This window comes from Pseudomonas sp. Van50, from assembly GCF_055390755.1.
This window is the reverse complement of record NZ_AP024343.1, coordinates 5,971,185-5,996,569: the sequence shown is the minus strand read 5'-3', so window position 1 is coordinate 5,996,569 and position 25,385 is coordinate 5,971,185. Positions and strand designations below refer to the sequence as shown.

General features: G+C 55.6%; 23 protein-coding genes and 1 tRNA gene. 16 read left to right on the top strand and 8 right to left on the bottom strand.

Going from position 1 to position 25,385, the window contains the following annotated elements:
- Nucleotides 1–6: 6 nt before the first annotated feature.
- Complete coding sequence (locus ACZ5M5_RS25880) at nt 7–1,236, bottom strand: cation:proton antiporter (protein ID WP_464738171.1); 1,230 nt, start codon at nt 1,234–1,236, stop codon at nt 7–9.
- A gap of 222 nt (nt 1,237–1,458) precedes the next feature.
- On the opposite strand from ACZ5M5_RS25880, the gene ACZ5M5_RS25875 reads away from it, so the two are divergent.
- From ACZ5M5_RS25875 to ACZ5M5_RS25830, 10 genes are all read left to right on the top strand, one after another.
- Nucleotides 1,459–1,767, top strand: coding sequence for a hypothetical protein (locus tag ACZ5M5_RS25875; RefSeq protein ID WP_060740623.1), 309 nt, complete (start codon nt 1,459–1,461; stop codon nt 1,765–1,767).
- A gap of 26 nt (nt 1,768–1,793) precedes the next feature.
- Entirely contained in the window at nt 1,794–2,678 is an 885-nt protein-coding gene (locus ACZ5M5_RS25870) for a hypothetical protein (RefSeq protein WP_207280891.1), read from the top strand.
- A gap of 13 nt (nt 2,679–2,691) precedes the next feature.
- Nucleotides 2,692–3,375, top strand: coding sequence for an SDR family NAD(P)-dependent oxidoreductase (locus ACZ5M5_RS25865; protein ID WP_203225754.1), 684 nt, complete (start codon nt 2,692–2,694; stop codon nt 3,373–3,375).
- Nucleotides 3,372–4,739, top strand: a complete 1,368-nt coding sequence (locus ACZ5M5_RS25860; protein ID WP_464738170.1) for an ANL family adenylate-forming protein — start codon at nt 3,372–3,374, stop codon at nt 4,737–4,739. Before ACZ5M5_RS25865 ends, ACZ5M5_RS25860 begins: the two co-directional genes overlap by 4 nt.
- Nucleotides 4,736–5,356, top strand: a complete 621-nt coding sequence (locus ACZ5M5_RS25855; RefSeq protein WP_060740627.1) for an LbetaH domain-containing protein — start codon at nt 4,736–4,738, stop codon at nt 5,354–5,356. The genes ACZ5M5_RS25860 and ACZ5M5_RS25855 overlap by 4 nt, the downstream gene beginning before the upstream one ends.
- A 15-nt stretch (nt 5,357–5,371) precedes the next feature.
- A complete protein-coding gene (gene cmlS / locus ACZ5M5_RS25850; protein ID WP_103308968.1) occupies nt 5,372–7,084 on the top strand; it encodes a chloramphenicol-biosynthetic FADH2-dependent halogenase CmlS in 1,713 nt (570 codons plus the stop codon).
- Nucleotides 7,074–7,631 carry an RBBP9/YdeN family alpha/beta hydrolase gene (locus ACZ5M5_RS25845; protein WP_092172228.1) on the top strand — a complete coding sequence of 186 codons (558 nt, stop codon included), beginning with the start codon at nt 7,074–7,076 and terminating at the stop codon, nt 7,629–7,631. The genes cmlS and ACZ5M5_RS25845 overlap by 11 nt, the downstream gene beginning before the upstream one ends.
- A 62-nt stretch (nt 7,632–7,693) precedes the next feature.
- Nucleotides 7,694–9,097, top strand: a complete 1,404-nt coding sequence (locus ACZ5M5_RS25840) for a GNAT family N-acetyltransferase (protein ID WP_464738169.1) — start codon at nt 7,694–7,696, stop codon at nt 9,095–9,097.
- A 10-nt stretch (nt 9,098–9,107) separates the two neighbouring features.
- Nucleotides 9,108–9,479: a hypothetical protein gene (locus ACZ5M5_RS25835; protein WP_464738168.1), complete on the top strand. Its 372-nt coding sequence runs from the start codon at nt 9,108–9,110 to the stop codon at nt 9,477–9,479.
- On the top strand, nt 9,476–10,174 hold the full coding sequence (locus ACZ5M5_RS25830) for a 4'-phosphopantetheinyl transferase family protein (protein WP_464738167.1): 699 nt from the start codon (nt 9,476–9,478) through the stop codon (nt 10,172–10,174). The genes ACZ5M5_RS25835 and ACZ5M5_RS25830 overlap by 4 nt, the downstream gene beginning before the upstream one ends.
- On the opposite strand, the gene ACZ5M5_RS25825 is transcribed toward ACZ5M5_RS25830, so the two are convergent.
- From ACZ5M5_RS25825 to ACZ5M5_RS25815, 3 genes are read right to left on the bottom strand one after another with little or no spacing between them, the layout of a single operon-like run.
- Entirely contained in the window at nt 10,161–10,889 is a 729-nt protein-coding gene (locus ACZ5M5_RS25825) for a helix-turn-helix transcriptional regulator (protein ID WP_103308959.1), read from the bottom strand. The genes ACZ5M5_RS25830 and ACZ5M5_RS25825 overlap by 14 nt on opposite strands.
- 45 nt (nt 10,890–10,934) lie before the next feature.
- On the bottom strand, nt 10,935–11,861 hold the full coding sequence (locus tag ACZ5M5_RS25820) for a DMT family transporter (RefSeq protein WP_464738166.1): 927 nt from the start codon (nt 11,859–11,861) through the stop codon (nt 10,935–10,937).
- Entirely contained in the window at nt 11,861–12,217 is a 357-nt protein-coding gene (locus tag ACZ5M5_RS25815) for a hypothetical protein (protein WP_207280903.1), read from the bottom strand. Before ACZ5M5_RS25815 ends, ACZ5M5_RS25820 begins: the two co-directional genes overlap by 1 nt.
- Nucleotides 12,218–12,329: 112 nt before the next feature.
- Between ACZ5M5_RS25815 and ACZ5M5_RS25810 the strand changes: the two genes are divergently transcribed.
- From ACZ5M5_RS25810 to ACZ5M5_RS25795, 4 genes are all read left to right on the top strand, one after another.
- Entirely contained in the window at nt 12,330–13,244 is a 915-nt protein-coding gene (locus tag ACZ5M5_RS25810) for a LysR substrate-binding domain-containing protein (RefSeq protein ID WP_207280904.1), read from the top strand.
- A gap of 706 nt (nt 13,245–13,950) precedes the next feature.
- A complete protein-coding gene (locus ACZ5M5_RS25805; RefSeq protein ID WP_464738165.1) occupies nt 13,951–16,596 on the top strand; it encodes an ORC-CDC6 family AAA ATPase in 2,646 nt (881 codons plus the stop codon).
- A complete protein-coding gene (locus tag ACZ5M5_RS25800) occupies nt 16,593–17,741 on the top strand; it encodes a hypothetical protein (protein WP_464738164.1) in 1,149 nt (382 codons plus the stop codon). Before ACZ5M5_RS25805 ends, ACZ5M5_RS25800 begins: the two co-directional genes overlap by 4 nt.
- Nucleotides 17,741–18,967 (top strand): hypothetical protein, encoded by a 1,227-nt coding sequence (locus tag ACZ5M5_RS25795; protein ID WP_464738163.1) that lies wholly within the window; start codon nt 17,741–17,743, stop codon nt 18,965–18,967. The genes ACZ5M5_RS25800 and ACZ5M5_RS25795 overlap by 1 nt, the downstream gene beginning before the upstream one ends.
- On the opposite strand, the gene ACZ5M5_RS25790 is transcribed toward ACZ5M5_RS25795, so the two are convergent.
- Nucleotides 18,957–20,165, bottom strand: a complete 1,209-nt coding sequence (locus ACZ5M5_RS25790) for a Druantia anti-phage system protein DruA (protein ID WP_464738162.1) — start codon at nt 20,163–20,165, stop codon at nt 18,957–18,959. The genes ACZ5M5_RS25795 and ACZ5M5_RS25790 overlap by 11 nt on opposite strands.
- Before the next feature lie 311 nt (nt 20,166–20,476).
- On the opposite strand from ACZ5M5_RS25790, the gene ACZ5M5_RS25785 reads away from it, so the two are divergent.
- Entirely contained in the window at nt 20,477–20,812 is a 336-nt protein-coding gene (locus ACZ5M5_RS25785) for a hypothetical protein (protein WP_464738161.1), read from the top strand.
- A gap of 33 nt (nt 20,813–20,845) precedes the next feature.
- Here the strand turns inward: ACZ5M5_RS25785 and ACZ5M5_RS25780 are convergent, their stop codons facing one another.
- The 3 genes from ACZ5M5_RS25780 to ACZ5M5_RS25770 form a co-directional block, all read right to left on the bottom strand.
- Nucleotides 20,846–21,400: a hypothetical protein gene (locus tag ACZ5M5_RS25780; protein WP_464738160.1), complete on the bottom strand. Its 555-nt coding sequence runs from the start codon at nt 21,398–21,400 to the stop codon at nt 20,846–20,848.
- A gap of 143 nt (nt 21,401–21,543) precedes the next feature.
- Nucleotides 21,544–21,620, bottom strand: a tRNA-Met gene (locus ACZ5M5_RS25775).
- A 103-nt stretch (nt 21,621–21,723) separates the two neighbouring features.
- Entirely contained in the window at nt 21,724–23,781 is a 2,058-nt protein-coding gene (locus ACZ5M5_RS25770; RefSeq protein WP_464738159.1) for a methyl-accepting chemotaxis protein, read from the bottom strand.
- 331 nt (nt 23,782–24,112) lie between these two features.
- On the opposite strand from ACZ5M5_RS25770, the gene ACZ5M5_RS25765 reads away from it, so the two are divergent.
- Complete coding sequence (locus ACZ5M5_RS25765; protein ID WP_464738158.1) at nt 24,113–25,330, top strand: MFS transporter; 1,218 nt, start codon at nt 24,113–24,115, stop codon at nt 25,328–25,330.
- Nucleotides 25,331–25,385 lie beyond the last annotated feature (55 nt).

The window sequence follows — 25,385 nt, the reverse complement described above, 5'->3', positions numbered from 1 at the left end:
GGGCGGTCATTGCACACCCAGCCTTTGGCGAGCGTGACGCAACCGTTGCAGCAGGTTGAGCAAGGGGCCGGTCATGACCGTGGTGACCACGGTCATGATGACAAAAAGGGTAAAGAGCTCTTTGCCGATAATCCCCAGGTCGAGGCCGATTTTCAGTACGACCAGTTCCATAAGGCCCCTGGCGTTCATCAATACGCCGATGTCAATGGCGACCGGTGTCGAATAACCGGCGAAGCGGGCGCCCAATGCACCGCCCAACAGTTTGCCGGCGATTGCCACCAGCAGCACCAGGCCTAGCAGGCTTACACCGACGGCCGAAAACGTCGCAGCGGTGGTGTTGAGCCCGGCGAGGGCGAAGAAACCGGGCATCAGCACGATGACCGCAATATGCTCCACTCGCTCGACCAGCATGTTCAGCAGCCGTTGGTCTCGCGGCAGGCACGCGCCGAACAGAAAAGCCCCGAACACGGCATGAACTTGCAGCCATTCGGTGATGCTGCCGTACACCAGCGCACCACACACAAGGACCGCGAGCAGGGTCAAGGTACGCCTGCCCTCAAGGTGGGCTATCCAGCGCCTCAACAAGGGACGAACGCACCAGAATGAAGCGCCGCACAAGGCTGCCAGGCCACACAATCGTAGAGCCAACTCCTGCCATTGACGGTCCAATTGCAAACTCATCGCGGTGATCGCCAGCAGCACCCAGGCACAGACATCACTCACGGCGGCAGCCATCAGCGAGAGCGCACCGACCTCACTGTCGAGCATCCGTCGCTCCTTCAGAATGCGCGCCAGGACCGGGAACGCGGTGACCGAAAACAGCGTTGCAATGAACAGGTTGAAGCCTAGATGGGGGACGCCGGCAGGTGCGAAGGTGCTGTAGAGAAGAGGGGCGATCGCAACGCCCAGAATGAAGGGCAGGGCAATGCTGCAGCCGGCGATCAGCAGCACTTTGCCATGGGCGTAGCGGGAGTGCTGTTCAGGCATACGGAACTCGGCGCCAACGACAAACATGAACAGCAGAATACCGAGGTCGCTGAGCACCTTTAATTGTGTAACAGCGTCGCCCTTAAATAGTGCGTGGTGGAAGTCGGGAAAGAAAAAACCAAGTACTAAAGGGCCCAATACAAACCCGGCGATCATCTCGCCAACCACTTCTGGTTGCCCTAGTCTTTTTAGAAAGGCACCTGCAACCTTGGCCGTTAATATTATAAAAACGATTTGCAAGAAGAGCATGGGGTTACCTTGTCCGAGAATTGAGGGTACGCCGCCACCGGGCTCTATATAACGTGCTGGCAGTAGGCAGAGGATGTTAGCGGAGCGCGTAGGGATAAAAAAACTATCAGATCTGGTAGTATTTTTTGATGAGATGAACCTGTTAGATTTTCCTCGCTTCGTTGTTGTGCGGCTTGTTAGTCGTGCCCGACTCATGTTTGCCGATAATTCAGAAGGTCGATTATGAAAGACGCGATATTTACGATCATTCATCAAGCCCTGATTGAAGTTAATGCCACGCGTAAAGAGAAGATCGATTTGCAAAATATCGATACGTTGGCGCTTTATGGTACTACCGGGGTGTTCGATTCCATGCAATTGGTCAGCTTTCTGGCTGCGGTAGAAGAAGGCCTGGACGACGAACTGGATATTGAAATCTCGTTGACGTCGGAAAAAGCGGTGTCACAGACCGTCAGCCCGTTCAGCAGCGTTGCCTGTTTGATTGATTTCATTATCGCCGAGCAGCAGGTTCCTCAACTGGCCTCTGCCTGAATGAACGCCACGCAGGGAGCATCGACGTGAACGTGACGGTCCGTAAAGCGCTGAGCAGTGACATGTACCCGGTGTGCAAGCTGTTGCGCGAGTCCACCTTGAACTCCAACTGGATAGGCGTAAATGTGCGCAAGCGCATGTTTGCCGATATCTGGTCCGGGGGAGAGGACTACTTCGGCTATGTGATGCTCGACGGCGACGTGGTGGTGGGTTTTCTCGGTTTGCTGTTTACCACCCAGCCCTGCAACGGGCAGCAGCGCTTCTGCGAATTGCATAGTTGGTATGTACAGGTCGAGTACCGCAAGGAAAGCCTGAAGCTGTTGTTGCCGGTACTGTCGATGCGCAAGGTCACGCTGCTCAACTATACGCCCACGCCGGATGTGTACGAGATCAGCAAGAAGTTCGGCTTTATCGACCTGGAAACCGAGCTGGTGCTGATGTACCCCTTCCCCAATCCGCTGAAAATACGTCGGCGCTATCGCCTGGAAACCGATGTCCATCGAGTCGCGGGCTGGCTGAGCGAGCAGGAAAGCGTGGTCTTCCGGGATCACGCGGGGGTCGAGTGTCGGCACCTGATGATCGTCGATTCAGTGACCGGCGAGTCCTGCTACCTGATAGTCAAGCGCATGACCCGGCGCTGGTTCGAGCCGATCGGTCGGGTACTGTTCATCGGCAACCCGCAGTTGTTTGCACGCAGTCTCGACAGTTGGCGATTGTCCTTATGCCTGCAAATGCGCGTTCAGTGCCTGGTGAGTAATGCGGCGGAACTGGCAGGGTATCCCCTTAGCGGTGTGCGGTTGATCAAGCGCGAAGTCCCGTCACTGGTAAAACCTGCTTCTGGCAGTTTGGCAAATGCACCGATAAAGCCGCTGTACAGCCTGCCGCTACTCATCGGATATAAGTTGCATTGATATGATTATATTGTTGACCGGTACCCGCAAAGGCGTTGGTAAAGAAGCGGCGCTGTATTTTCTGGAACAGGGCCACGTCGTCATTGGTTGCAGTCGCGGTGAAGGTTCAATTGAACATGAGCGCTATACGCACTTCTGTCTGGATTTGAACGACGCCAGTGCGGTCAGGAAAATGATCAAGCATATTCGCTTGAGTCATGCGCAACTGGATGTGCTGATCAATAACGCCGGCGAAGCCAATATGGCGCCTTTTCAGTTGACGCCTGCCGAGACGGTCCAGGGTTTATTTGCGAGCAATGTATTTGGCTTGATGAATGTTACCCGCGAAGCCGTCAAGTTAATGCAGAAGAACGAGCATCCGGGTGTCATCGTGAATATATCTACCGTGGCGACCCATTGGGCTATTCCAGGCCAATCGATATATGCCGCCAGCAAAGCCGCTGTCGAACAGCTGACCCGAACGTTGAGCAAGGAACTTTCGGTTTTTGGCATTCGCATCAATAACCTGGTGTTACCGCTGTACCGAAGCTCTTTGACCCGCACACTTCCTCAAGAGATCAGACAGAAGATGATTGAGCGCCAGACGATAGCCAGGCCTTGTGTGTTTACCGACCTGATCGGACCCTTGACGTTTCTTATCTCCAGCCAGTCGGCTTTTGTGACGGGTGAAACCCTCAGCCTGGGAGGTGTGCAATGAGCCGCGATGCCTTGCTGGCAACGCTGGCCGAACCGGGGCCGCGCGTGGCGCTGTTGCACGGCGAGCAGCAGTGCACCTACAGCGATCTGCATGCCAAGGTGCAGCAGTGCCTGGCCTGGCTGGTCGACCACGGCGTCAAACCGGGGGATGCGGTCATCCTCAACAGTGACTACAGCGTGTCTGGCGTCGCTGCGCTGCTGGCCTTGTACCTGAACCGCAATATTGTGGCGCCGCTAGTCGATCTCAGTGAGCGTTCCCTGCAAACCCTGCAAGGTGCCGCCCGGTGTCAGCATCGGATCGAGATCGTCGCCGATGCCTGGGGGCATCACTCGCTGGCACAACCGGTCGCCGACGAAAGCCCTGAGTACTACAGCGCGCTGCGGGAGAAGGGGCGCTCAGGCCTGGTGTTGTTGAGCAGCGGCAGTACCGGCGCGCCCAAGGCGATCCTGCATGACCTGGATGACCTGATCGACACCAAGCTGGGCAAAGAGCGCAAGAAGCCCCTTTCGATCCTGATGTTCCTGTTGTTCGACCACATCGGCGGCTTGAACTCCTTGCTCAACACGCTGGCGGTGGGCGGGTGCGCGGTGATGCCGGTCGATCGGGCCCCCGAATCGATCTGCGCGCTGGTGGCGCGGCATGGGGTGAAGGTGCTGCCGGTCAGCCCTACCTTCCTTAACCTGATCCTGATGGGGCGGCATCACGAACAGCATGACCTGTCCTCGGTACGGCTGATCACCTATGGCACTGAAAGCATGCAGCAAAGCCTGCTCAAACGGGTCCAGCAGGCGTTCCCCAAGGCCAAGATGCTGCAAACATTCGGCACCAGTGAAACGGGTATCAGCGCTACGGTCAGCCAGTCCTCGGCCAGCACCTTTTTCAAGCTGGCCGATGCGAACACTCAGTACCGCATTGTCGATGGCGAGTTGCAGCTCAAGACCCGCAGCCAGTTTGTCGGCTACCTGAACCAGGACACCGATAACGTCACCGAAGATGGCTGGTTCCGTACCGGTGATCTGGTGGAGCAGAACGAAGAGGGTTATCTGCGGATCCAGGGACGGCAAAAGGAGCTGATCAACGTCGGGGGGCTCAAGGTGCTACCCACCGAAATCGAAGACGTGATGCTGCGCAGCTCGCTGATCGACGACTGCGTGGTCTACGGCGTGCCGAATGCGATCACTGGCCAGGCTGTACACATGGATGTCATGGCCGCAGGCGTGGAGAGCAAGAAGGCCCTCAAACAGCATGTGCTCGAGCATCTGGGCAGTTGCCTGGAAGCCTACAAGTTGCCCGTCAAAGTCAACAAGGTCGATGAAATCGCTTTTTCCAATCGGTTCAAGAAGACCCGGGCGGTGCTCTCATGAGCGATATCGTGATCCTCGGCGCCGGGCGCTTCGCGCTGGAACTGGCGACTTACCTGCAAGACATCGAGCCGTTGGCAGTGGTGCGTCACCTGATCGTGCCGGATGAGGCCGGGGGCGATGCCGCCCCTGCCGCGCCGTGGCCCGCCCAAGGCCTGGACCCGCGTTATCGCTACGTCCTGGGGGTGGCCGATATTGCCTTGCGCCAGCAACTGATCGACGCGTACTTCAGCGATGGCCGTTTGTTGGCGCCCAACTTCATCCACCCCAGCGTCCGTCATCGGTTGGACTTGCGCACCAGCCGCGGCAATGTCATCGCCGCCGATTGCCACGTGGGTGTCAACACCCGGATCGGTTCCTGGAACATGATCAATTACCACTGCAGCGTGGGCCACCATTCGCAGTTGGGCGACAACAACTTCCTGTCACCGCATTTCAATGCCGGTAACAGCGTGACCCTCGGTAATCGCTGCTTCATCGGGCTCAGTACCGTGGTCACGCCCCAGACGGTGATTGAAGACGATGTGACGATCCAGGCCGGTTGCACCCTCAGCGAGTGCATCCCGGCGCATTCGCACTGCACATCCACGGCCCGCCAGAAAATCCTTCAACTGGTCTAAAGGAGTAGTACCCGCATGAACAAGTCTGCACACGTCATTATCATGGGTGGTGGTCCTGCTGGCAGTATCGCAGCGTTGACCTTGCAAAAACTCGGGCACCAGGTGACGGTGTTCGAAAAAGAGAAGTTCCCGCGCTACCGCGTAGGCGAATCTTTCTTGCCGGGCACGTTGTCGATCCTGCACCGCCTCGGGCTGAGTGAAAAGATTGCGCAGGCCGGCTACGTGCTCAAGCCTTCCGCCACCTTCCTGTGGGGCAAGACCGAAGCGCCGTGGACCTTCTCGTTCAGCACGCCCAAGACCGAAGACTGGGTGTTCGACCACGCCATCCAGGTTCTGCGCTCGGACTTTGACCAGATGCTGCTCGACACCTGCCGTGAGCGCGGTGTGCGCGTGTTCGAGGAGGCGGCCGTCATCGATGTGGATGCCGAGCAGGCCGACAACGTCAGCGTAACGGTACGGCACAAGGACGAGACCAGCGAATTCACGGCCGACTACCTGATCGACGCTTCAGGCAGCAATAGCCCGCTGGTGCGCAAGCTGGATCTGCGTGAGTACGACGAGTTCTACAAAAGCGTGGCCTTGTGGTCGTACTTCAAGACCCCGGACCCGTTCAAGAACGACCTCAATGGCACCACTTTCTCGATCACCTTCGAAGATGGCTGGATCTGGATGATCCCGCTCAAGGACGGTATCTACAGCGTGGGTACCATTGTCGACCAGAGCAAGCTGGCCGATATCAAGGCCATGGGGCTCAATGCTTTTTATGACAAGACCCTGGCCAAGAGCGAGCGAGCCCTGTCGATCCTCAACGGTGTGGAGCGTTGCGAGGATGTGAAGCTGGTGCGTGACTGGTCCTACGAAACCAAATACTTCTCCCGCAACCGCTTTTTCCTGTGTGGCGATTCGGCCTGCTTCACCGACCCATTGTTCTCCCAAGGGGTGCACCTGGCCTCGCAGTCGGCGGTCAGCGCAGCCAGCAGCATTGACTACCTGATGCAGCATCCGGAGCAGAACGAAAAGGTCCACGCCTGGTACAACCGCAGCTACAGCGAGACCTACAACCAGTACCACGAGTTTCTGGCGTCCTTCTACACGTTTGCCTCGTTCACTGAGCCGGAATCCGAGTTCTGGACCAAGCGTCGCATCAGCGAGTCGGCCGACGAACGTTTGAAGCGCAAGGAGTGGTTCGAGCAATTGGTCAACGGGGAAAAACAGAACCGCCCGCAGATTGGCGACTTCAAGGACCGCGCCTCGACCATGATTGCCATCGGCCGGCACCAGCGCAATGAGTTGACCGACGAGTTCATGGATGCCGAGCTTAACCCGGCTCGCGTGCGCTGGATCTCCGACTTGACCAAACAGTTGAACCGCATCGCCAGCTTCAACTGGTTGGGCGACCGGGTCGAGACCGCCGACTATTTCAAGATCGAGCCCCTGAGCTTCAAGCTGAGCCTCAAGCGGATCCTGTCCAACGGGGCCGGCAAGGACATGACCAAGTACACCGTGAGCGAAGCCCTGGTGCAACTGTTCAAGGACCTCTACGAGCAGAAATTCGGCTACAAGGAGTTGATGGTGCGCCTCAACGAAGTGGGGGAGGTGAACTCCTCGCAGTTCGTTATCCGGCTGATGGAGGCCGGTTTGCTCGATGGTTTCGACAAGCATGGGCAACGAGTGCTGGTGCAGGATCGCCTGCGCTTCGATGGGGTAGGTGTCGAATATGAAGTATGACGAGGGGTTCAGTTGGCTTTTCCTGGCGGGCGTCGGCAACTCCGGTGATACCCACTGGCAGCGGCATTGGAAGACCGAGCATCCCGATTCATTGTGGCTGGAGCACCGTGACTGGGATAACCCGGACTGCGAGGAGTGGGTCGCGGATTTGCAGGCGCTGTTGTCCGGGCAGCAACGACCGGTGGTCGTGGTCGCCCATAGCCTGGGGTGCCTGTTGCTCCTGGAGTGGGCGGCGCGACATCGCTCGGACCTGATGCGCGGCGCGTTTCTGGTCGCGGTGCCGGACCCCAATGGCAAGCAGTTTCCGGAGCAGGCCCGTGGCTTCCGACCGGCCGACCAACTGAGCGTCGACTTTCCGGTCACGGTGATCACCAGCCAGAACGACCCCTACGGGGACCTGGATTACGTGCAGCGCAGCGCCCGCCAGTTGGGTTGCGGTTGCACCAACCTGGGCGAGCTGGGCCACATCAATGGGAAGTCGCAGTTGGGGTACTGGGATCAGGGCTACAACCTCTTGCAATCCTTTGCCCGGTCACTGAGTCACTGAGTGACGATTGAACACAGGCTGCCACGGCGGCCTGTATTTCTTTAAGCCATCAGGACGATGCTATGTCAGCTAATGCCGTGTCTGTGCTGCCGGGCGATGAGCTTGGCGCCGCATTATCGCCATCGGTTCGAGGGGTTGCGCAAGGGCAGTGCCACCGTATCCCGGTGCATGCCCGATTTGAAGGGCACAGTGTGCCGGCCACGTTGGCGGTCCGGGACGAGGCGCATTGCGTGCTTGAAGTGCCGGCCGGTCTCTACAGTGCCAACCCCGAGCCGTTCACCGTGGCGCTGTGTTTCCAGCAGTGCCTGCATCGCCCGCAAGTGCCGGTGAACATGCAGGGACGGTGGTCAGGCAATGACCGACCCTGCCTGGAACTGGTGAGCTGCGGCTCCAGGCCGGCGTACCTGAATGAGCGCGATCGCGCCGACGCGTCACTCAGGGCGGCGGCGCGAAGCCCCATACTGTTCAATCGTCGCCTGACCGTACAGTTGCATTACCTCAGCCCGCTCAACGGCGCCTTCGAGGTACTGGACCGAGATGTAGTGATCGTGCCGGGCATGGATCTGGAACTGCAGTTCAACTGTCCCTGGAGTGGCCTGGCCATGGTGCGTGTGCAGGTCCTGGGGCGTTTCGAGGACCAGGGCCGCTTCCTCTGTCATTTCCGGGTGCTGGACAACCCCTCGAGCACCGCGGTGGCGTTGATGCTGCTGTGCCAGCGTCGGCACTTCTCCTTCGACAGCCTGCCCGTGGCGCTACGCAAGAGTCCGGCCATCGATCGCCTGATCCATGTCGCGATTATCGAAGGGACCGGCGCCATGGACGATTTGCTGACGTGCCGCCTGGCTGCCAACCGTCACTACGGTCGTCTGGAGGACGTGCAGGATCCGCGAGTCTTGTGGGATGAATGGGACCCTTACGCCATCCAGGTCTGCGCGCGGCTGGGCAACAAATGTGTGGGGGCGGGGCGTGTCGTCGTCAACAGCGGCTATCGTGAGCGCTGCGAGATCGAGATGTCGACGCCCTTGCCTCAATGGTTGTGGGCGGCGGGCTTTGTCGAGATGTCCCGGGTCGCCATTTTGCCCGAGTACGCCGGGCATCACGTGATGCTGGCACTGCTGCGCGAACTGGGCAGGATTACCCTGCATTTGCAGAGCCGGTACATCGTGCTGGACGCCATCGATATCCTGGTGCCGATCTACACCCGACTAGGGGCGCAATGCCTGCCGATCAGCAAAAAACACCCCTACAGCGGTGAAACCGTGCGCGTGATGTATTTCGACGTTGGCCGTCTTCTGAGCCGTCTCGACTGGCATTTGCCCCAGTGGCTGTTTGTCTTCGGTCCGACCATCGGGCACAGCGTGCATCGCCAGCACATTAGCCAGCTGGCCGCTCAATTCCGGGTGTCGGCCACGGGAATACGGGTCAAGCGGGGGATCGCGCGTGCGCTCAAGAAACTCATGGGTTAACCCTTCGGTCGTGAGGCTTGTCAGCTCCACCGCGTCGGCCACCCTTTACGCCGGTTGGGTAGCATTCTGCGCCCGTCAGTTACCCTGGATGGCCATGGCGCAATCGGCCTTGGCGCAGTGGCTGCTCAGTTTCGCGGCTACTTTCGCGTTCTCGGCCTTTATCAGCCGCCGTATCGGCCGCAGCCCGCACCAGGCCGTTGCGGTGCGAGTGGCCGCTTGGGCGATGTTGATCTATGCGGCTGTGCTGCTGAGCGTGCACATGATGATCGGCACGCCGGACCCGGTGCTGACCCTGCTCCCGGTATTGGGCCTGGCGGGAGCCTATGCTTTGTTCTATGCCCGGTTGCAGGTCCGTCACAATGCCCGTGAACAATCTGCATGAGCGCGTTGCAGTTGGTTGTCTTCCCGGTCCATGCACAGGCTGATGCCGCTTGGCATGCCGTGCTGGATGCACAGCAGATGCGCCACGCCGCGACCTTGGGCGAGCGCCAGCGAGTTCGTTACCTCAACGCACGCATTGCCCTGCGCCTGACGGTGGCCGGGCTTGTGCAGTGCGATCCGCAACGAGTGGTGATCGAACAGCAGGCCTCGGGGCAATTGCGCATTTGTACCCATCCCCGGCTATTCGCCAGTGTGACTTATGCCCAGCGCCTGGGCCTGCTGGCCGTGGGGTCGTCCCGTGTGGGCCTTGATTACGAGGACGGTGCCGCCCCGGTCTTCTGGCGCAGTGCTGTGCGTCGATACTTTTGCGAGAGTGAGCGTCGCTGGCTCCAGAGTCGCGATGAGGGGACGCGGGAAGCCGACTTTGTGTGGTTGTGGACCCGGCGCGAGAGTCTGCTCAAATACCGAGGGAGTGGGATACGTGGTGATACGCGGTGCTTATGTCGCCCCGAAGATGCCGCCCCTTCCCAGCGCAGTTTCAACCTGGCCGGAGGGGTCGGCACACTCACCGGTGAGGTGCTTACAGCCGATCTGTTGCCTTCACGGTTGGCCCTGTGCGGTGAGTGGTCGCCAGAACTCGATTTCAGCTGGCACCAGGCGCCTGGCCGGATGCCTTGCTGTGTCAGATCTGAATGAGCTGCATCGACAGGGCCTGGACAACGGCGGCGCTACGCGTCGTCACGCTGAACTTTCGGCGGATATTCTTGAAGTGATAGTCCACGTTGGCTTCCGAACAGCAGCAGATATTCGAGATCTCCCAACTGGTCTTGCCAAAGGCACTCCAGCGCAGTATTTCCTTTTCACGCCGGGTCAGTTTGACCTGGGTGACGGGCGCTGGCGGAACCATCAGGGCCAGGGCGGCTTGCAGGGCTGCGTCCCTGAGCATCGATAGCGTACCCATGTGGTGCCTGATCATCGCTTGCGCCTGATCAGCGTCGCGTGCCTGGAGATTGAGGCCCAATGTCCCGAACTGGCCTTGCGGGCCGTGCAGGGCGAAGGTGACGCCATGCTCCAGGCCGTGCGCCACGGCCAGCGCTCGCAGGCTGTGTTGTTGCGGTGAGCTGTACAGTCGCTCGGTCCAGACGATGGGCGTGACGTTGTGCATGCAGTGCAACATGACCGGGTCGATCCTGACGTAGCCTGCCTGTTCGTAGGCCTCATGCCAGGCTTGTGGGTAATCGCCAATAACCAGCTCGCTGCGCTCCCGTGCGTTTCTGTCTGGTTTGAGGCGCAGTTCATAGCGGCCAAAGCCCAGTTGCAGAACCGGTTCTTTCAAGCGATCGAACAGATCGCTGCTGGTCGAGATGCCGGGGCCGTCCAGAAGAAACTCAAGCGCTTGCGATAACATCATTCATTTCCTTTTCAATGATTGCCGGCTCAGCTCGCAGGATGCGGATCAACGGTTCATCAGCCAGATCGAAGCCGCGACCAACAGACCTCCAAGGCATTGCCAAACGGAGAGTTGGATATCCAGTACAGCCCAGGACAGCAGCACCGCGAACATTGGCGCCAGGAACAGCCAGCCACTGGTGCTGGTAGCGTCTGCCTGTTTCAGCGCGACGAACCACAGCCCGAACGAGCCGGTCGAGGCCGGTATGGCCAGCCAGGCAAACCAGCCCCACTGCTGGATCGAGAGGTGATCGGGCCAGTGTTCGCCGGCCAGAAGGGCGCAGGCGAGTGCCCCCAGGGCGCCGATGAACAGTTGCCAGAAACTCAAGGTCCACGTGCCGACCGCCACCGGGTTGCGCTTGATGATCAGTGTCGCGGTGGCCCAACTGACGGCGGCGCCCAAACCCAGCGTCACGCCGATCCAGGCGCCAGGCTGTGGGTCTTTTGCAAAGTCAGCGCCAATGGCCAGCGCGACGCCGATCAAGCCTGTAACCAGGCCCAACAGGCGGTTGGCCTTGAGCGGCTGCGCGAAGAACAGTCGGTTGCCTACCGCGACCCACACTGGGTTGGTGAAAAGCAGGATCGCGGCCGTGGAGGCCGAGACGGTGCGCATTGCCAGGAACAGCAGGCTCATCACGGCCGTGGTCTGGGTAAGGCCGATGATGGCGATCACCAGCACCTGCCGGGCGTCCAAGTGGCGTGGGAGCAGGTTGGCACGCCAGGAACCACCTTGCATGAACACCAACGGCAAGGTTGCCAGCGCGGCCAGGAAGAACCGCCAGCCCACCAGCATCAAGGGATCGAATCCCTGCTCGAGCAATATCTTGCCCGACACGAAACTTGAGCCCATCAGAAATGTGGACGCCAGGATCGTGACAGCGAAACCCAGTCGGCTATGGAGGCCCGTCGCCTCGCCAGCCACTGACAGGGCCATCAGCGGATCTCGATCCGCAGCGGCAGGGCCCGGCTCGGTAACAGGGGGGCGATGCGCCATTGGCCCAAGCGTTTGATGGTTTCCTGTGGCGCCGGCGCCAAGGCAAGCTGCAGCACCCCGGTACCGTCGATCAGCGCTTTGCCGGCGCTCAACCTGAGGCTCTGGCTTTGCTCCAGGAGCATGTCGCGACCTTCCCAGCTCACCCAATGACTGCCGCTCAGGGCGTAAGCAATGATGTCCTGGCGCAAGTGCAACGACATCAGCTCGGTCGGGCGAAGATAGATGTAGACCCAGTCCGGCTCGCCGTCGGATGAGCCCTGGGAATTGGCACTGAAAGAGACCGTTAACGTACGCACCTTGGTCTTCCTTCTGAAAAAGTCATTGGAAAATACATCTGCGCTTACATTAAATGGCCGGTTTCGGTAAAAACATCAGTAATTTCTTGAAGTAATTGTTAGCGGGGCTTACATGTCGGCGATCCCTCCCCTCAGTTGTCTGCGCAGTTTCGAAGCTGTCAGCCGCTTGTCCAGTGTCACCTTGGCGGCGACGGAGCTGCACGTCACTCATTCGGCGGTCAGCCAGCAGCTCAAGGTGCTGGAAGAGATGCTGGGTGTGACACTGTTCGTGCGCGAGGGACGTACCTTGCGCATCACTGAAGACGGTCGGTTGTACTCGTTGCAGGTGCGTGAGTCGTTGAAGAACATCGCCGATGCGACTCGCCAGGTTAAAGCGCAACCCAAGGCTTCGGAGCTGGTGGTGGCGGTCATGCCTTCCTTCGGCTTCTCCTGGCTGCTGCCGCGCATCGGTCGATTCCAGGCGCGTTACCCGCATATCACGGTGCGTCTGCAGGCCAGTCTCACCGTGACCAATCTGGCGCAGGAGGCGGTGGACGTCAGCGTGCGCATGGGGCGGGGCGACTGGGAGCAGGTGGAAAAACAGCTGTTGTTTCACGACGAAATGATCGTTGTCGCTTCCCCGGGCTTCAATGGCGGACAGCTACCGCATACGCCGGCGCAGATCGTCGCGAGCCCGATCATTTTCACCATGGACTCCTGGCAACCCTGGTGCGAGGCGGCGGGGCTGGACACCGAGGTCACGCGCAAGGGGCTGTGCAGCAACGATTCGAATCTGGTGCTGGAGGCCGTGCGACTCAAGCAGGGTATCGCGCTGGTGCGTCGCAGCCTGGTGCATGACGCCATCGGGCGGGGTGAACTGGTGCAGTTGAGCGAGCATGCGGTGCCGTATGCCTACCCGTATTGGCTACTGCTGCCGGACCGCGAGCGCGTCGAGGCCAAGCGGCAGCAGTTTGCCGAATGGCTGGGTGAGGAGGTTGCGTCGTATCTGCGAGAGCTCAGCCAGGTACGTCGACTGCCGGCCTGCTGAGCGGCCCTTTTTTTGAGGCATAAAAAAACGGCCTATCTTTCGATAGGCCGTTTTTTAGTACTTGGTGGTACACAGTCATTTGAACTGGTAGTGTAACTTGTTGTATTTGAAAGTCTTTAGATGTCTATTTTTTTCAGGCATACATGTAGGCATACATGCCGCATGCTTCTGCCTACTGATGCCCTGGTATCCTCGCAAGGTATAGCACCACCAGTTGGTTGGTGATGTGTTGCCATTCGGCCTGGTAGTCACTTCTTTGCCCGACCTTCTGCCGACAGTGAGGTGAGGGCAAGGGGGATGAAACTGCATCCCTATCCAGTATGTCCAGCGCCCATCGGATGTTCTATGCCATCTTTGTAGATCCTCTTTGCTCAACCCATTTCGACATCCTTTGTCAGCGGGTGAGGAGGGGCGGTGGATCAATTGGGCGTCGCAAGGCGAAGCATAGGTGGGGGGGACATTTTTGTGAGCGCTTTGCGCTCAGGCTGGTACATGAGTCTAACCGAGCCTTCACGGGCACCGTGCATCCGTTTTGGACAGCCAATGCTGTAGAAAAAACCGTGGTTTACGCGTAGAACTGCAGATAAGCCAATCCGCCATCAGTCGGCATCAGCCGTGACGTTTTTCGCGCTGATGCACTGACAGAAGAATTAGATCAATCAGAATCCGCCATGAGTGAGATTCACCGGGTTACGAGGGAACGTTTGTGCTTGAGAATAAAGGACCAGTGATCTCAGAGGAAATTCAAGAGTGGTTGAAGCGTGGCGGTCCATTTCCTCCGACGTTCGCACTGGAAACGGACGCAAATGGAAGCACGACAACCTATGAGATATTAGAAAGGGATGACGAAGGATATATCCAAAACTTACATTTACGCACGGGCAAAAAGGGCTTTGTTCTACGTGTGTTAGACCCTTTGACGAAGCGTGAGCTGGCAGCAAAGTTTTGCATTCCAGCAGACTACCGAGATAAATCACCCTTAGTTGAGGTCGAGTTAGCGTCCAAGTTGCGTGGAGCGGAAGAGTTTATTCATTTGTTAGCTGCTGTTGGTAGAGCAGTACCCTTTGAAAGTCAGCCAGTCACAGCTGACCAGCGTAAGTGGGTTTGTTTTTTGAGTGATTGGTTAGAAGGCGAAACACTACAGGAATGTTTGGATCGCAATCCCAACAAAATCGACCCGCTCTTAGTCGCGAAAATTGCGGAGTCCTTAATTCTAGCTGTATTGATTCTAGAGAGGAAAGGTTACAAGCATGACGACCTGCATCTAGGTAACGTTATGCTCGTAGAGACAGATCCGGATCGACTTGCTATTGATCCAGATTTACCTTCGCACTCAGTGAAAGTGATAGATCTAGGGAGCGTTAAGCCTTTAGATAAAGAAACTAAAAAGTCTGATGATGACTGGTCTTCTTTAGCAAAGTGCCTCGCCTTATTGCATAATCATTTACATGCCGATCGTGCAATTGCTTCTCGGCATTCTAGATTTTTGAAAGCTCTTATAGAGATTATTGAGGCTTTCGCTGATGATGACCCTGGGCGTTTTTTTCCTGAGCCGGCAATGTATGTCGAACGGATTAGAGATGCTGCACTTTCGCTTACGATGCTTCCACAAGTAAAGGCAAAGTTTCATCCGTTTGAGGCTATCAGTGCTGAACATTTAGCAAGTGATGAGCTGCTCCTGAAACTATTTGTTGATCATCTTCCTTGGATTTCTTTACTACAGACTCCTGAGCCCTCAGTATTGGTTGGGCCTCGAGGCTGTGGTAAGTCAATGGTGTTTCGTCATTTAAGTATTCGGACGCATGTCTCCAGATTTAAAAGTGATCCAGATATTCTAAATAAGCTTGGATTCTTTGGTGTTTACATTGGCTGCGCAAGCGATCTACAAAATGACCTGCTATGGATTGCACGGAAAGAAGGACGCCCGCAAGAACTAAGCGAGGAAATTACTAGCTATTTCAATCTAGTGTTGACGCGCGAACTATTACGTTCATTGGCAATGTGTGCGGTGACACCACTAATGACACAGGCGTTGGGGCTAACTGAAGCTGCTAGAATAAAATTGTCTAAGTTTATATTTGAGCAGGTTGGTTTTGATGTTGAGCTGATAAGAATTCCTGGCATGGATCCGTTACAAGCTTGCGCTGATACGCTTGATAGATTCAGATTGCAGCTGAGTCGTGACATGCTCGAAAATAGACAAACAGTATTTAAGCTTGCTCCAACGTTCATACGGGAACTTTGTAGGTATGCGCGTACATTAATCCCAGGCCTTCAGGAGTGGAGAGTCGCCTTTCTTCTGGATGACTATACTTCACATAGACTATCACCAGCGATCCAATCCATCCTCAATACTGTGCTATGGCTGCGTGACGATAGCCATGTTTTTAAGGTTTCTAGCGAGCCTTATGGCTTTAGACCGGATCACGTTGATAATTCCAGAATCGATGTGAACAGAGAGTTTAGCCTCATTGATGCGGGGCAAATTTCGATTCCGGCGGAAAAGGAAAAAGAACGGCGTGACTTTATTACAAATCTTCTCGATAAAAGGCTTGAAGCAGCGAAGTATGCTGGTACTACTCAAATACTAATCGGTGATAGTGCTTTTAAACGAGATCCTGAACTTGCTGCCGCAATCCGCTCCACTAAGGGCGGTCGCATGGGGCAAAAAGCATTTTATTTTGGAATTCACGTACTCTCCAATGCATGGAGCGGGGATGTTTCAACAATCCTTCATATGGTGAGGGAAATGTTTGCTCGTGCCTCTGTTAATGAACTAACTGTCAAGCTTATCCCTGATCACATTCAGCATAAATCTATAACTAAGGTGTCTACAGCTCTAAGAGAAAGGGTCAGTGGTTACCATCCTTATGGGGCTGAGATGGCTGGGATTCTTTCTAGCTTCGGACAGTTAGTGAAAAATCTACTCGTTGAATCCCCTGATCGAGTTGACCGCGATGGCAAACCTAAACTACATCGGCGATATCGGTTGGAGATGAGCTTGGCTTTCGGTGTGGAGCTGGATCGAGAGTTGAAAAAGCTAACCAATGGGGATGGCTTAGTAGCGCTGAAAGAGGAATTGATAAGACGTGCCGTTTTTATCGAGCTGCAGCCAAGTAGAGGGAAGGAGTCCGCTGGAACTGAAACTATGAGGTGGCAATTGCGCTCGTCATTACTACCAAGTTTTGGTACGTCTTTGATTAGAGAAGATTATATTGATATTAAACAGATAGAAGATTTTGCTGAATTTCTTACTAACCCAAAAGCCTTCGCCGCTAAGGCGTACCTACGTTATGCTCCACCTCCAGTGAATCCACTTTATCAGGATCTTTTTCCGGAGGAAGAACAATGATTGCTCGAAAAAGATTCATCCTTAAAAAGAAAAGTGTCTCGGATGCATTGGCTGTACTTCCAGAGTTGAAGCTTCTGCAGGATCAACATATTGAATTGGACATATTTATTGGATCATGTGGTTTCGAGCAGAGGATACTGGCGGTACCGGAGGCCCTGTATGAGCGGAATGTAAAAGTTACTAAAAAAATTCTGCTTGGGGTTTATGAGACGAACCCGCAGGATAATAAAAAGCGTAAAAAAGAACTTGTTCCAAAGCTGAAGAAATTAAATAAAGTTATAGAGTACTTTGATGCTGAGAGTCCGGATGAAGTATTTAAGGCGATATCCGTTGCTGTCGGTGAGAAAAAAACATCTCAACCCGTAAATGTTGGGCTAGATATCAGTGGCAGCTCCGCTACGCTCATAATGTCGACAATTCTATCTCTGATCAGAACTGGCGTTAATATTGATCTGAGGGTCTTCTATACTACGGCCGCTCTCTATCATGAACCTACTGCTGCGAGTATGAATGAACCTGTGGCCGTTTGGAGTCCGCGCGATTTAAGAGAGGTTGGAGTCATTGATGTCAGTGCTAACGAATTAGCACCTGGGATTCAGCATGATCATTTACCGAGCTATGTTATTGCTCTGCCATCGATGTTTCCGGCTAGGCTTCAGCGCGGATTAAGTTTTCTGGGTATCGGGACCTTGAGCGGCGCGGATGAAAATGTTTACTGGGTACTTCCTACCACCGATGACCCGAAACATCAGTGGAGGCAGGAACAAGTTAAGATATCTCTGCTTAATATGATATATGGAGGCTCTGAGGAGGATGCGTCACCTGTCCTCCCTGCGGAGCAATGGGAATATTGCGATGTTCTGGACTATCGTGGCTGTATTCGCATTATTATGAATCAAATTGAATCACATTCTAGCTCTAATATTTCCGTGATTCATTCTGGTACAAAAGTTCAAGCGGTCGGCGTAGCTTTAGCTTTGTCCTCTCGCAGAGAGGTTGCGTTAATTAAGTCGCGCCCACAATCGTTTTCGGCTGATCAATACTCTAGCGGAGTTGGGGATGTTTATGTGATTCACATAGAGGATCTGCAAGGTGTAAATTTGGCTCTTTCAGAGGTGGGCAGCTTCAATGTGGAGAGTAATTGATGTTTTTCTGTAAGGGTGAGAATCAAATCGTACGAGCGTTTGGTAAAAAAGAGAAACCCTTGTTATGTTTGACTACCTTGCATCATAGACGCTACGTAGAAGATATTATTCACAGCATAGGTCTCCCTACCGGGGCGCATATTCGCTTAAGGTATAGACAACAATATGTATGCTCTTCGTTATGGGACACCGTTTTTCATCGGCGCTTAGGTTCGAAGCAGAATGTTCTCATCGCTTTAATTGGTGTTAATGAGCATGGAGTGCCCGAAGTGGCACCAATTCGCAAGGGGACAGTATTTAAGGCTGCTTGTCAGGGTGAACTATTGGTATTAGATATTGCTCTTGAGGATTACGTTTTCTCTGATAACTCAGGCATAGACGTGCTTGCGTCAATACAAAATATAACTACGAATTTTCCAAGTATCGTTGGGCCAAGTAAAAGCTCGCCTGGTACTTATGTACAGTATTCGACAGCGCCTATTCCCAACTTAAAGTCGAATTCTTCAGTCGTTGGCTGGGAACGAGTTTCGAAAGCATATTTTCAGCTTGATTTTGCAGTAAGTGGCATGAGCGCAAATGCACCATTCTTATTTCATATTGGTAAGTTGGGGTGGATTACTAGAAGGAAGCTCAGAAAAACTGGAAAACTTAATGTAAGCATGGGGGATGATCTTCGGTTAGAAGTAAATACTATTGCTAGAACGAGCTCTGATGCAATAAGGAATGCTCTTGGGGAGGTAGTGTTGGATATTTCTCATCCGGCTGCAGCTTTCATAAGCTCCCGGCGCGTGAGGGCTGACTCGAGTCGAGATATTAAAAGCATCGGGGTTACCACCACACCTCTTTTTAGGGCTGCGGATGGCCATCTTTCAATACGGACATGCATATTTAAGCCGAAGGAAAAGCCGAAGGATACCGTTGCGCCATTAACGCCAGTGCAATCGTCGCAGGTAGGGATTCAACCCGCACAGCCTGTCCAGCCCGTGCCTAGCAGTCACGACTTGCTCTCAGCGGACGGTAGATCTGAAATTATTGTTGCACGATACGACTTCCCGCTTAGGGTCGGCGGATATCGACCTTGGGTGGCTTCAGGGCTTATCGCAGGCGCGGCTGCTCTGTCCGTCTATAAAGTGTCAGCTTCGGGTAAAACAGGCGATCTAGTTATCCCTATCTTGATCTTTTTCATGACATTTATCGGTTTGAGTTTTGGGATCGTTAAGAAATAACCAATTCGTCGGGTGTAAGGGAGTTCTTGATTATTTGATATGAATCTATGGACTTCCAAGTTGAATCTCGTTCGGAGCGGGGGATAGCCCACCGCTCCTTCCAGAACTTTAGCCATTCCTCATCATCGAAGTTCGCAATATTGGGTGTTTCGTTATTGCTGCATACCGATTGAATGTTATGGACTAGTTCGAAGATGAAAACTTCTCTTTTGATTCCGTGCGAGAGATAGTCTCTTGAAATGCCGAGGTCTAAAAGCGCCCTCATTATATTCTGCCATCTTACTTTTGGTCCATTCCCGAAACCGGCTGGAACATGGCGACCAGTATCTTTCAACCATCCGGTAAGCTTTGGATATAATTCTTCTAGGTGAATTGTTCCATACCCTTTCGTATAGCCCAGAGACTTAGCAAGAAGCCTATTGCCGTCTCTGAGCCGGTTGTATATTGAGCTTCGGCCAAAAGCACTGGCCGTAGTAATTGCTAACAGAGGTTGAGGTATTCGCTTGTTGAGTTGTGTGGTTTTCTTGTTGCCGTATAGACGCCAGTATTGTTGGCGTATTACTTCTGAGTGTAATAAGCCTGCAATTAATTTTCCGCCAAGGAGCGCCGCGTAAGCCGGTGTTGCTCCAATGGTGTATGCGTCAAGCGTATTATTTATAAACTCAAGTTTATTGGTTTTTTCAGCACCAAGATATTTGTCTCTACAGGCTAGATCTGCCGACGGTGATTGCAGTCCGATAATTCCTATCACTGCTTCGTGATAGCGATCCATAATTACAAATCGAAGGCGTCGGCCGTAGCCTTTAGAATACGGCATAGACCAATAGCCACGAGTTATCTTAAAGAGGTTCTCTGCAAGTGATCTTTCAGTTACCAGTACGAGTTCGGCTTGTATCTTCTCGGGGTTTATAGAGCTGCCATGCGGGAAATAACTTTTATATTTTTCCAGTTTTGATTGTAATTGAGAATAGTCAACCGATCGGTCCCATTTTTTTGCTGACAAATGGAACCCACGAATCGCTTTTTTATCACCTGTCGCCACAGAGTCGCGACAAGCAGCCCATGCCTTATGAATTTCCTCGCAAAGTTGAATTCGAGATTGTTCATCGTGGCTCGACGAGCAATCGATCAGATCCTCTTCTGGTAAAGAAGCTTGGTCTTTGCTCAGTGCAACGTTCAATTTTTGGCGGCCGGTCACTCTAGTTTTCACTCAACTTTGAAGATTTTTATCAACGTATTCGATACCAGCTTTGCTCTGAACATGGGATTGCTGAATCCGTGTGGTGTGACCATAGGATAGCACCCTAACATCCCTGCGGTATCAGGTGTGGGTGAGACCGCAGGTTGAGAACGCATCGCCTCCAAACGCCCGAGTGATTATCTCCTTGTTGTTCACTGCGTCGAGGTGTCCAGGAGGCAATAAAGACGGACATCCATGTAAAAAAATCAGCTAGAGGAATCTTGCGAGTCTGATAACCCGTGTAGGGGGCGGCCCCCTTGGGAGGACCCATGATTCCAGGTTTCGCCAGTTGGCCTGAAGTCGCTTACAAGGTCAGAGCGGATGATCTAGATCACGAGCGAGCGAAAAAGGACGCGCACTCCGTGGTGGTGGTGGTGGTGGTGGTGGTGGTGGTGGTGGTGGCGCGTACTCCTCCGCTGAAGGCCGACGCTTGGCATGGGGCAAGGGGGCTCTCAGATAGCTGTAGAATTGTGTGTTCCATGTGTTCCACATACGCTGGAAGCACCGGTTTACAAGGGTTTCGCGGCTGGAACACCGAAAATGAAAAACCGGAACACAAGCTAAGTGGTACACGCTTGGTGTTCCGCCTAGAGGCTCCGGTTTAGGATTGTTACCGCTTCAGCGGTGATATGTACGGGTCACGCTACTAGCAATTCTTCGATAGAAATTGCCTGTGCCATTTCAAGGATTTTGCGATGGGTGATGTGTTTGGGACCCATTGGGGCCTGCAAAGGGACGTTGAGATCCTCCAAGTTGCTATAGCGACGCCCGAGCGCTTTCTCTGTCGCGGTGAACTGCGCGGCGGCTTTGGCAAAGTCTTGTGCCGCCTTGTCCAAGCGTTCTGCCCAGAGTAGACGTGCAGCGTTCAGCTGATCTTGACGATAATCCGCTAGCCGCTGCTTCGCGTCTGAGATCGCAACATCCAACTTCTCGATCTCGGTCGTTAACGTAGCCAGCAGCGTATTGAGTCCACGTTTACCTTGAGAGGCTTGTGCCATTGCTTCCGAGGCTAGCTTGAGAGCCTTTTCGGCACGCTCTTCGGCTGCGTCGTCACCGTCGGCCAATGCTGCTGCGTATGCGTCGGCGGCACGTTGTTCAGCGGTTTGAGCTTTTTCGATTTCGACGCGCTGCTCCCGTTTTGCTTTCTCCAGCTTGGAGGAGATTTTCGTGCGTTTCTCTACTAGCTTCGTCAACTCGCCTTGGGTACACGTGGGCATACACGGTGGGGAAGGATAGGGGGTAGACAGAGGTGAACAGCCAGAAACAAGAAAGCCCGCACGAGGCGGGCTTCTTGAGGTGATTCATAGACTGCTGTAGACATCTATGGATCGGTACTTGGTGGCTACACAGGGACTTGAACCCCGGACCCCAGCATTATGAATGCTATGCTCTAACCAACTGAGCTATGTAGCCAAGTGGCGCGCATTATTCGCCGGTAACGAAGATGTGTCAAGCGTAAATCTGAAATATTTCTCTGCGCTTTCAACCGCTTAACAATCCCCGCTGCAAATCCCTGTCAGCTGAGCTGAAATCTCCCTGTGTTGGCACTCAAGGCCTGGCTCCCCTGACTCAAGGTATCCGCCGCCACGTTCACGGCCCGTGCGCCTTCGAGCAAGCGCATGGCCGCCTGGTCGACCTGCTGGATATTGCCGCTGACCTCGTCGGCGGTGCTGGCTTGTTCATCCACCGCGGTGGCGATTTGCGCCAGGGTGTCGGTGACACTTTGCACGGCGCTGGCAATTTCTCCCAGCCGTTCGCCCAGGCCGGTGACAGCTTGGGCGTCGGTCTGGGCCTGGCCGCAGGCGGCTTCCATCAGGCTGACCGCTTCGTTGACTGTGGCACGCAGGCTGTCGACGGTGCCGGCAATCTGTTGCGTGGAGGACTGGGTGCGTTGCGACAGGCTGCGCACCTCATCGGCCACCACGGCGAAACCACGGCCCTGTTCCCCGGCGCGAGCCGCTTCGATGGCGGCATTGAGGGCCAGAAGATTGGTCTGCTCGGCCACGCCACGAATGGTATCGACCACCAGTTGGATCTGCTGCCCTTGTTCGCTGACGCGTCCCAGTGCGGCGGCGGTTTCGTTGAGTCGCTGGTTGAGCTGCTGGATGCTCGCCGTCGTGCGCTGGCTGTCGCGACTGCTGTCGGCGGCGATGCGGCGGGTCTGCTGGGCACTATCGGAGGCCTGTTCACAACTCTTGGCCACGCCCTGGGAGGTGGCGGCCAGTTGCGTCGCGGCGGCGGCGATCTGGCTGATTTGCATCTGCTGGGCTTCGACTTCTCCCAGGGCGCCGCTGGAGTGGGTATTGAGGGTGCGCACGGCATTGCTCAACTGCAACGTTTCGTGGTCCACCCCCAGCAGGCTGTTGCGCAACTGCACCACGGCGACGTTGAGGGCGGTGCTGATGGCCGCCAGTTCATCGCGCCCTTGTACCGGCACTTGCAGGCTGAGATTGCCGTCGCGCAGGGCCTCGGCCAGCAGGGTGATGCCGCTGGCGCTGCGCCGGATCGACGCTTGCAGGCACACAAAAAGATACAGCGCCGCCAGCAGCAGGCAGCCCAGCACCGTCGCTACCAGGGTGAACTGGCGAATCGCCGAACCGTGGTAGTGATCCAGCCGCGTATCCAGTGCCACCAGTGATTGTTGCCGCAGGGTCGCCAGGTCGGTGAGGAGGGCGTCCATGTGTTTTTCGAAGTCTTCCGGCTTCAGGTTGATGGAGCCACCGAACACGCCGTCATCCAGCACTTTCAGGCCGGCGTCCAAGTGCTTGAGGCTGCCTTGGAATTGTCCGGCCCAGGTTTGCAGATCGCTGGGCAGGCGGGTTTCCAGCAATGCTCCGGTCTTGACCAGTTGGTCCCGGGCATCACCGATACGGCTGCGCAGGTCCCGCAGTTGCAGGCGACTCTGCAGCGTGAACTGGCCCGACACCACGGAGGCCTGGCCAACGCTGGCCAGACGGCCGACCCGTTCGATCAGGTCCGGTGTCTGCTGGGTCGAAATCTGGGTCAGCAGGTAGGTTTCCAGCCAGGAGGCGAGGGTCAGGCGGTTGTCCATGACCATCTGCTCGCGCAACGCCTGCAGTGCACTGAGGGCCGCGGTGAAACGGTCGTAGCCGTCCGGCCACCAACCCACGCTGCCCAGGCTCTTGGAGTCCAGACCATTGAGGCTGGTTTGCAGGGTTTGATAGCGGGCGAGGGTATCGGGTTCGACTCCTTCGGTTTGCAGGGTATTGGCCAGGTCACTGGCGGCTTGGTTGAGGGCGGGTTGCACCGCTTCGTACGCCGCCATGGCGGCCAGCGTCGCGGGTGTCGGCTGCCGATTGGTCTCGGTGGCGCGCCAGCGGGCGGCGCGGTTGCGCTGGGCGGTGAGCAGATTGTCGAGATTATCCAAGGCCAGCAATTGGCGAACCCCGGCGCGTTCTCCGGAAATCAGGCTGAGCTTGTCGCGATAGTCCTGGCCGATGAGCCACAGGCTGCCCATGAGCGGCAGGATAAAAAGCAGGAACAGCAATTGGAATTTGCGGGCGAAGCCGAAATGCCCCAACAACCTGATTCCCGGTGATAGAAAAGCCTGCATGCCCATACTCCCCTGGACACCCCTGCACTGTTTTTGTGCGTTTTTACACAGTGCAACAACGGGTGCCCTTTTAAAAGGCCTCGAAAGTTTGTCCAAATCGGCTTGGTAGGCCAGCTCTGTAGCGAAACTTCCCATTCTCGGTCTCCTTTGTAAGGAGCCGCGTTGTAGCCCATTAACAAGGCAAGATTCAGACCATGGCGTTGGGCTATCACTTTGGAATTCGACAAATTTTTCAAGGTCGATAGCAAGCTAAGGGGATAGCCTTGTCGCACCGAAAAATGGCACATTGACGCACCTGCCCATGTGCACCCTCTGTCGTATGGAAACTCCCATGGCTATCAGCAATACCCAGGCTGCCACCCCATCCGTTGCCGCCCCGACGCAAAGCAGCCCGTTGGTCATGCGCATCATCGGCGCCGTGGCGCTGGCGCACCTGATCAACGATTTGATCCAGGCCGTGCTGCCCTCGATCTATCCGATGCTCAAGGACAGCTACGGCCTGACCTTCACCCAGGTTGGCCTGATCACCCTGACGTTCCAGTTGACCGCATCTTTGTTGCAGCCCTGGGTCGGCTATCACACGGATCGCCACCCCAAACCCTGGTTGCTGCCGGCCGGGACGGTGTGCACGTTGATCGGCATTGTGATGATGTCCATGGTTGGCAGTTTTGCCTTGATCCTATTGGCGGCGGCATTGATCGGTATCGGCTCGTCGACCTTCCACCCGGAAGCATCGCGGGTGGCACGACTGGCTTCGGGTGGGCGCTACGGGCTGGCGCAATCGACGTTCCAGGTGGGCGGTAACGCCGGCTCTGCCTTCGGCCCGCTGCTGGCGGCGGCGATCATCATTCCCTACGGGCAAGGCAACGTGGCCTGGTTCGGGTTGTTCGCCCTGTTTGCGCTGTTCGTGCTGTACCGCATCAGCCGCTGGTACGCCAACCACTTGAACCTGTTCAAGCTCAAGCAAGGCCAGGCGGCCACCCATGGCCTATCCAAGGGTCGGGTCTTGAGTGCGCTGGTGGTGCTGGGGCTGCTGGTGTTTTCCAAGTACTTCTACATGGCCAGTTTTACCAGCTACTTCACGTTCTATCTGATCGAGAAGTTCGACCTGTCGGTGGCCTCTTCGCAGTTGTATCTGTTCCTGTTCCTCGGCGCAGTGGCGGCGGGGACCTTTTTTGGCGGACCGATTGGCGACAGGATCGGGCGCAAGGCGGTGATCTGGTTCTCGATCCTCGGTGTGGCGCCGTTCACCCTGATTCTGCCTCACGTCGACCTGCTGTGGACCAGCATCCTCAGCGTGGTCATCGGCTTCATCCTCGCTTCGGCGTTCTCGGCCATCGTCGTGTACGCCCAGGAACTGGTGCCGGGCAATGTCGGGATGATCGCCGGCGTGTTCTTCGGGCTGATGTTCGGCTTCGGCGGGATTGGCGCCGCGCTGCTGGGGCATCTGGCGGACATTCGTGGCATTGAGTACGTGTATTGGTTGTGCTCGTTCCTGCCATTGCTTGGGGTGTTGGCGATTTTCTTGCCGAGGACTAAAAAAGTCTGATCCGCCTCCAGATAGCCGTTGAGTTTCATGCTGAAAAATCTTTTGATCAGAACGG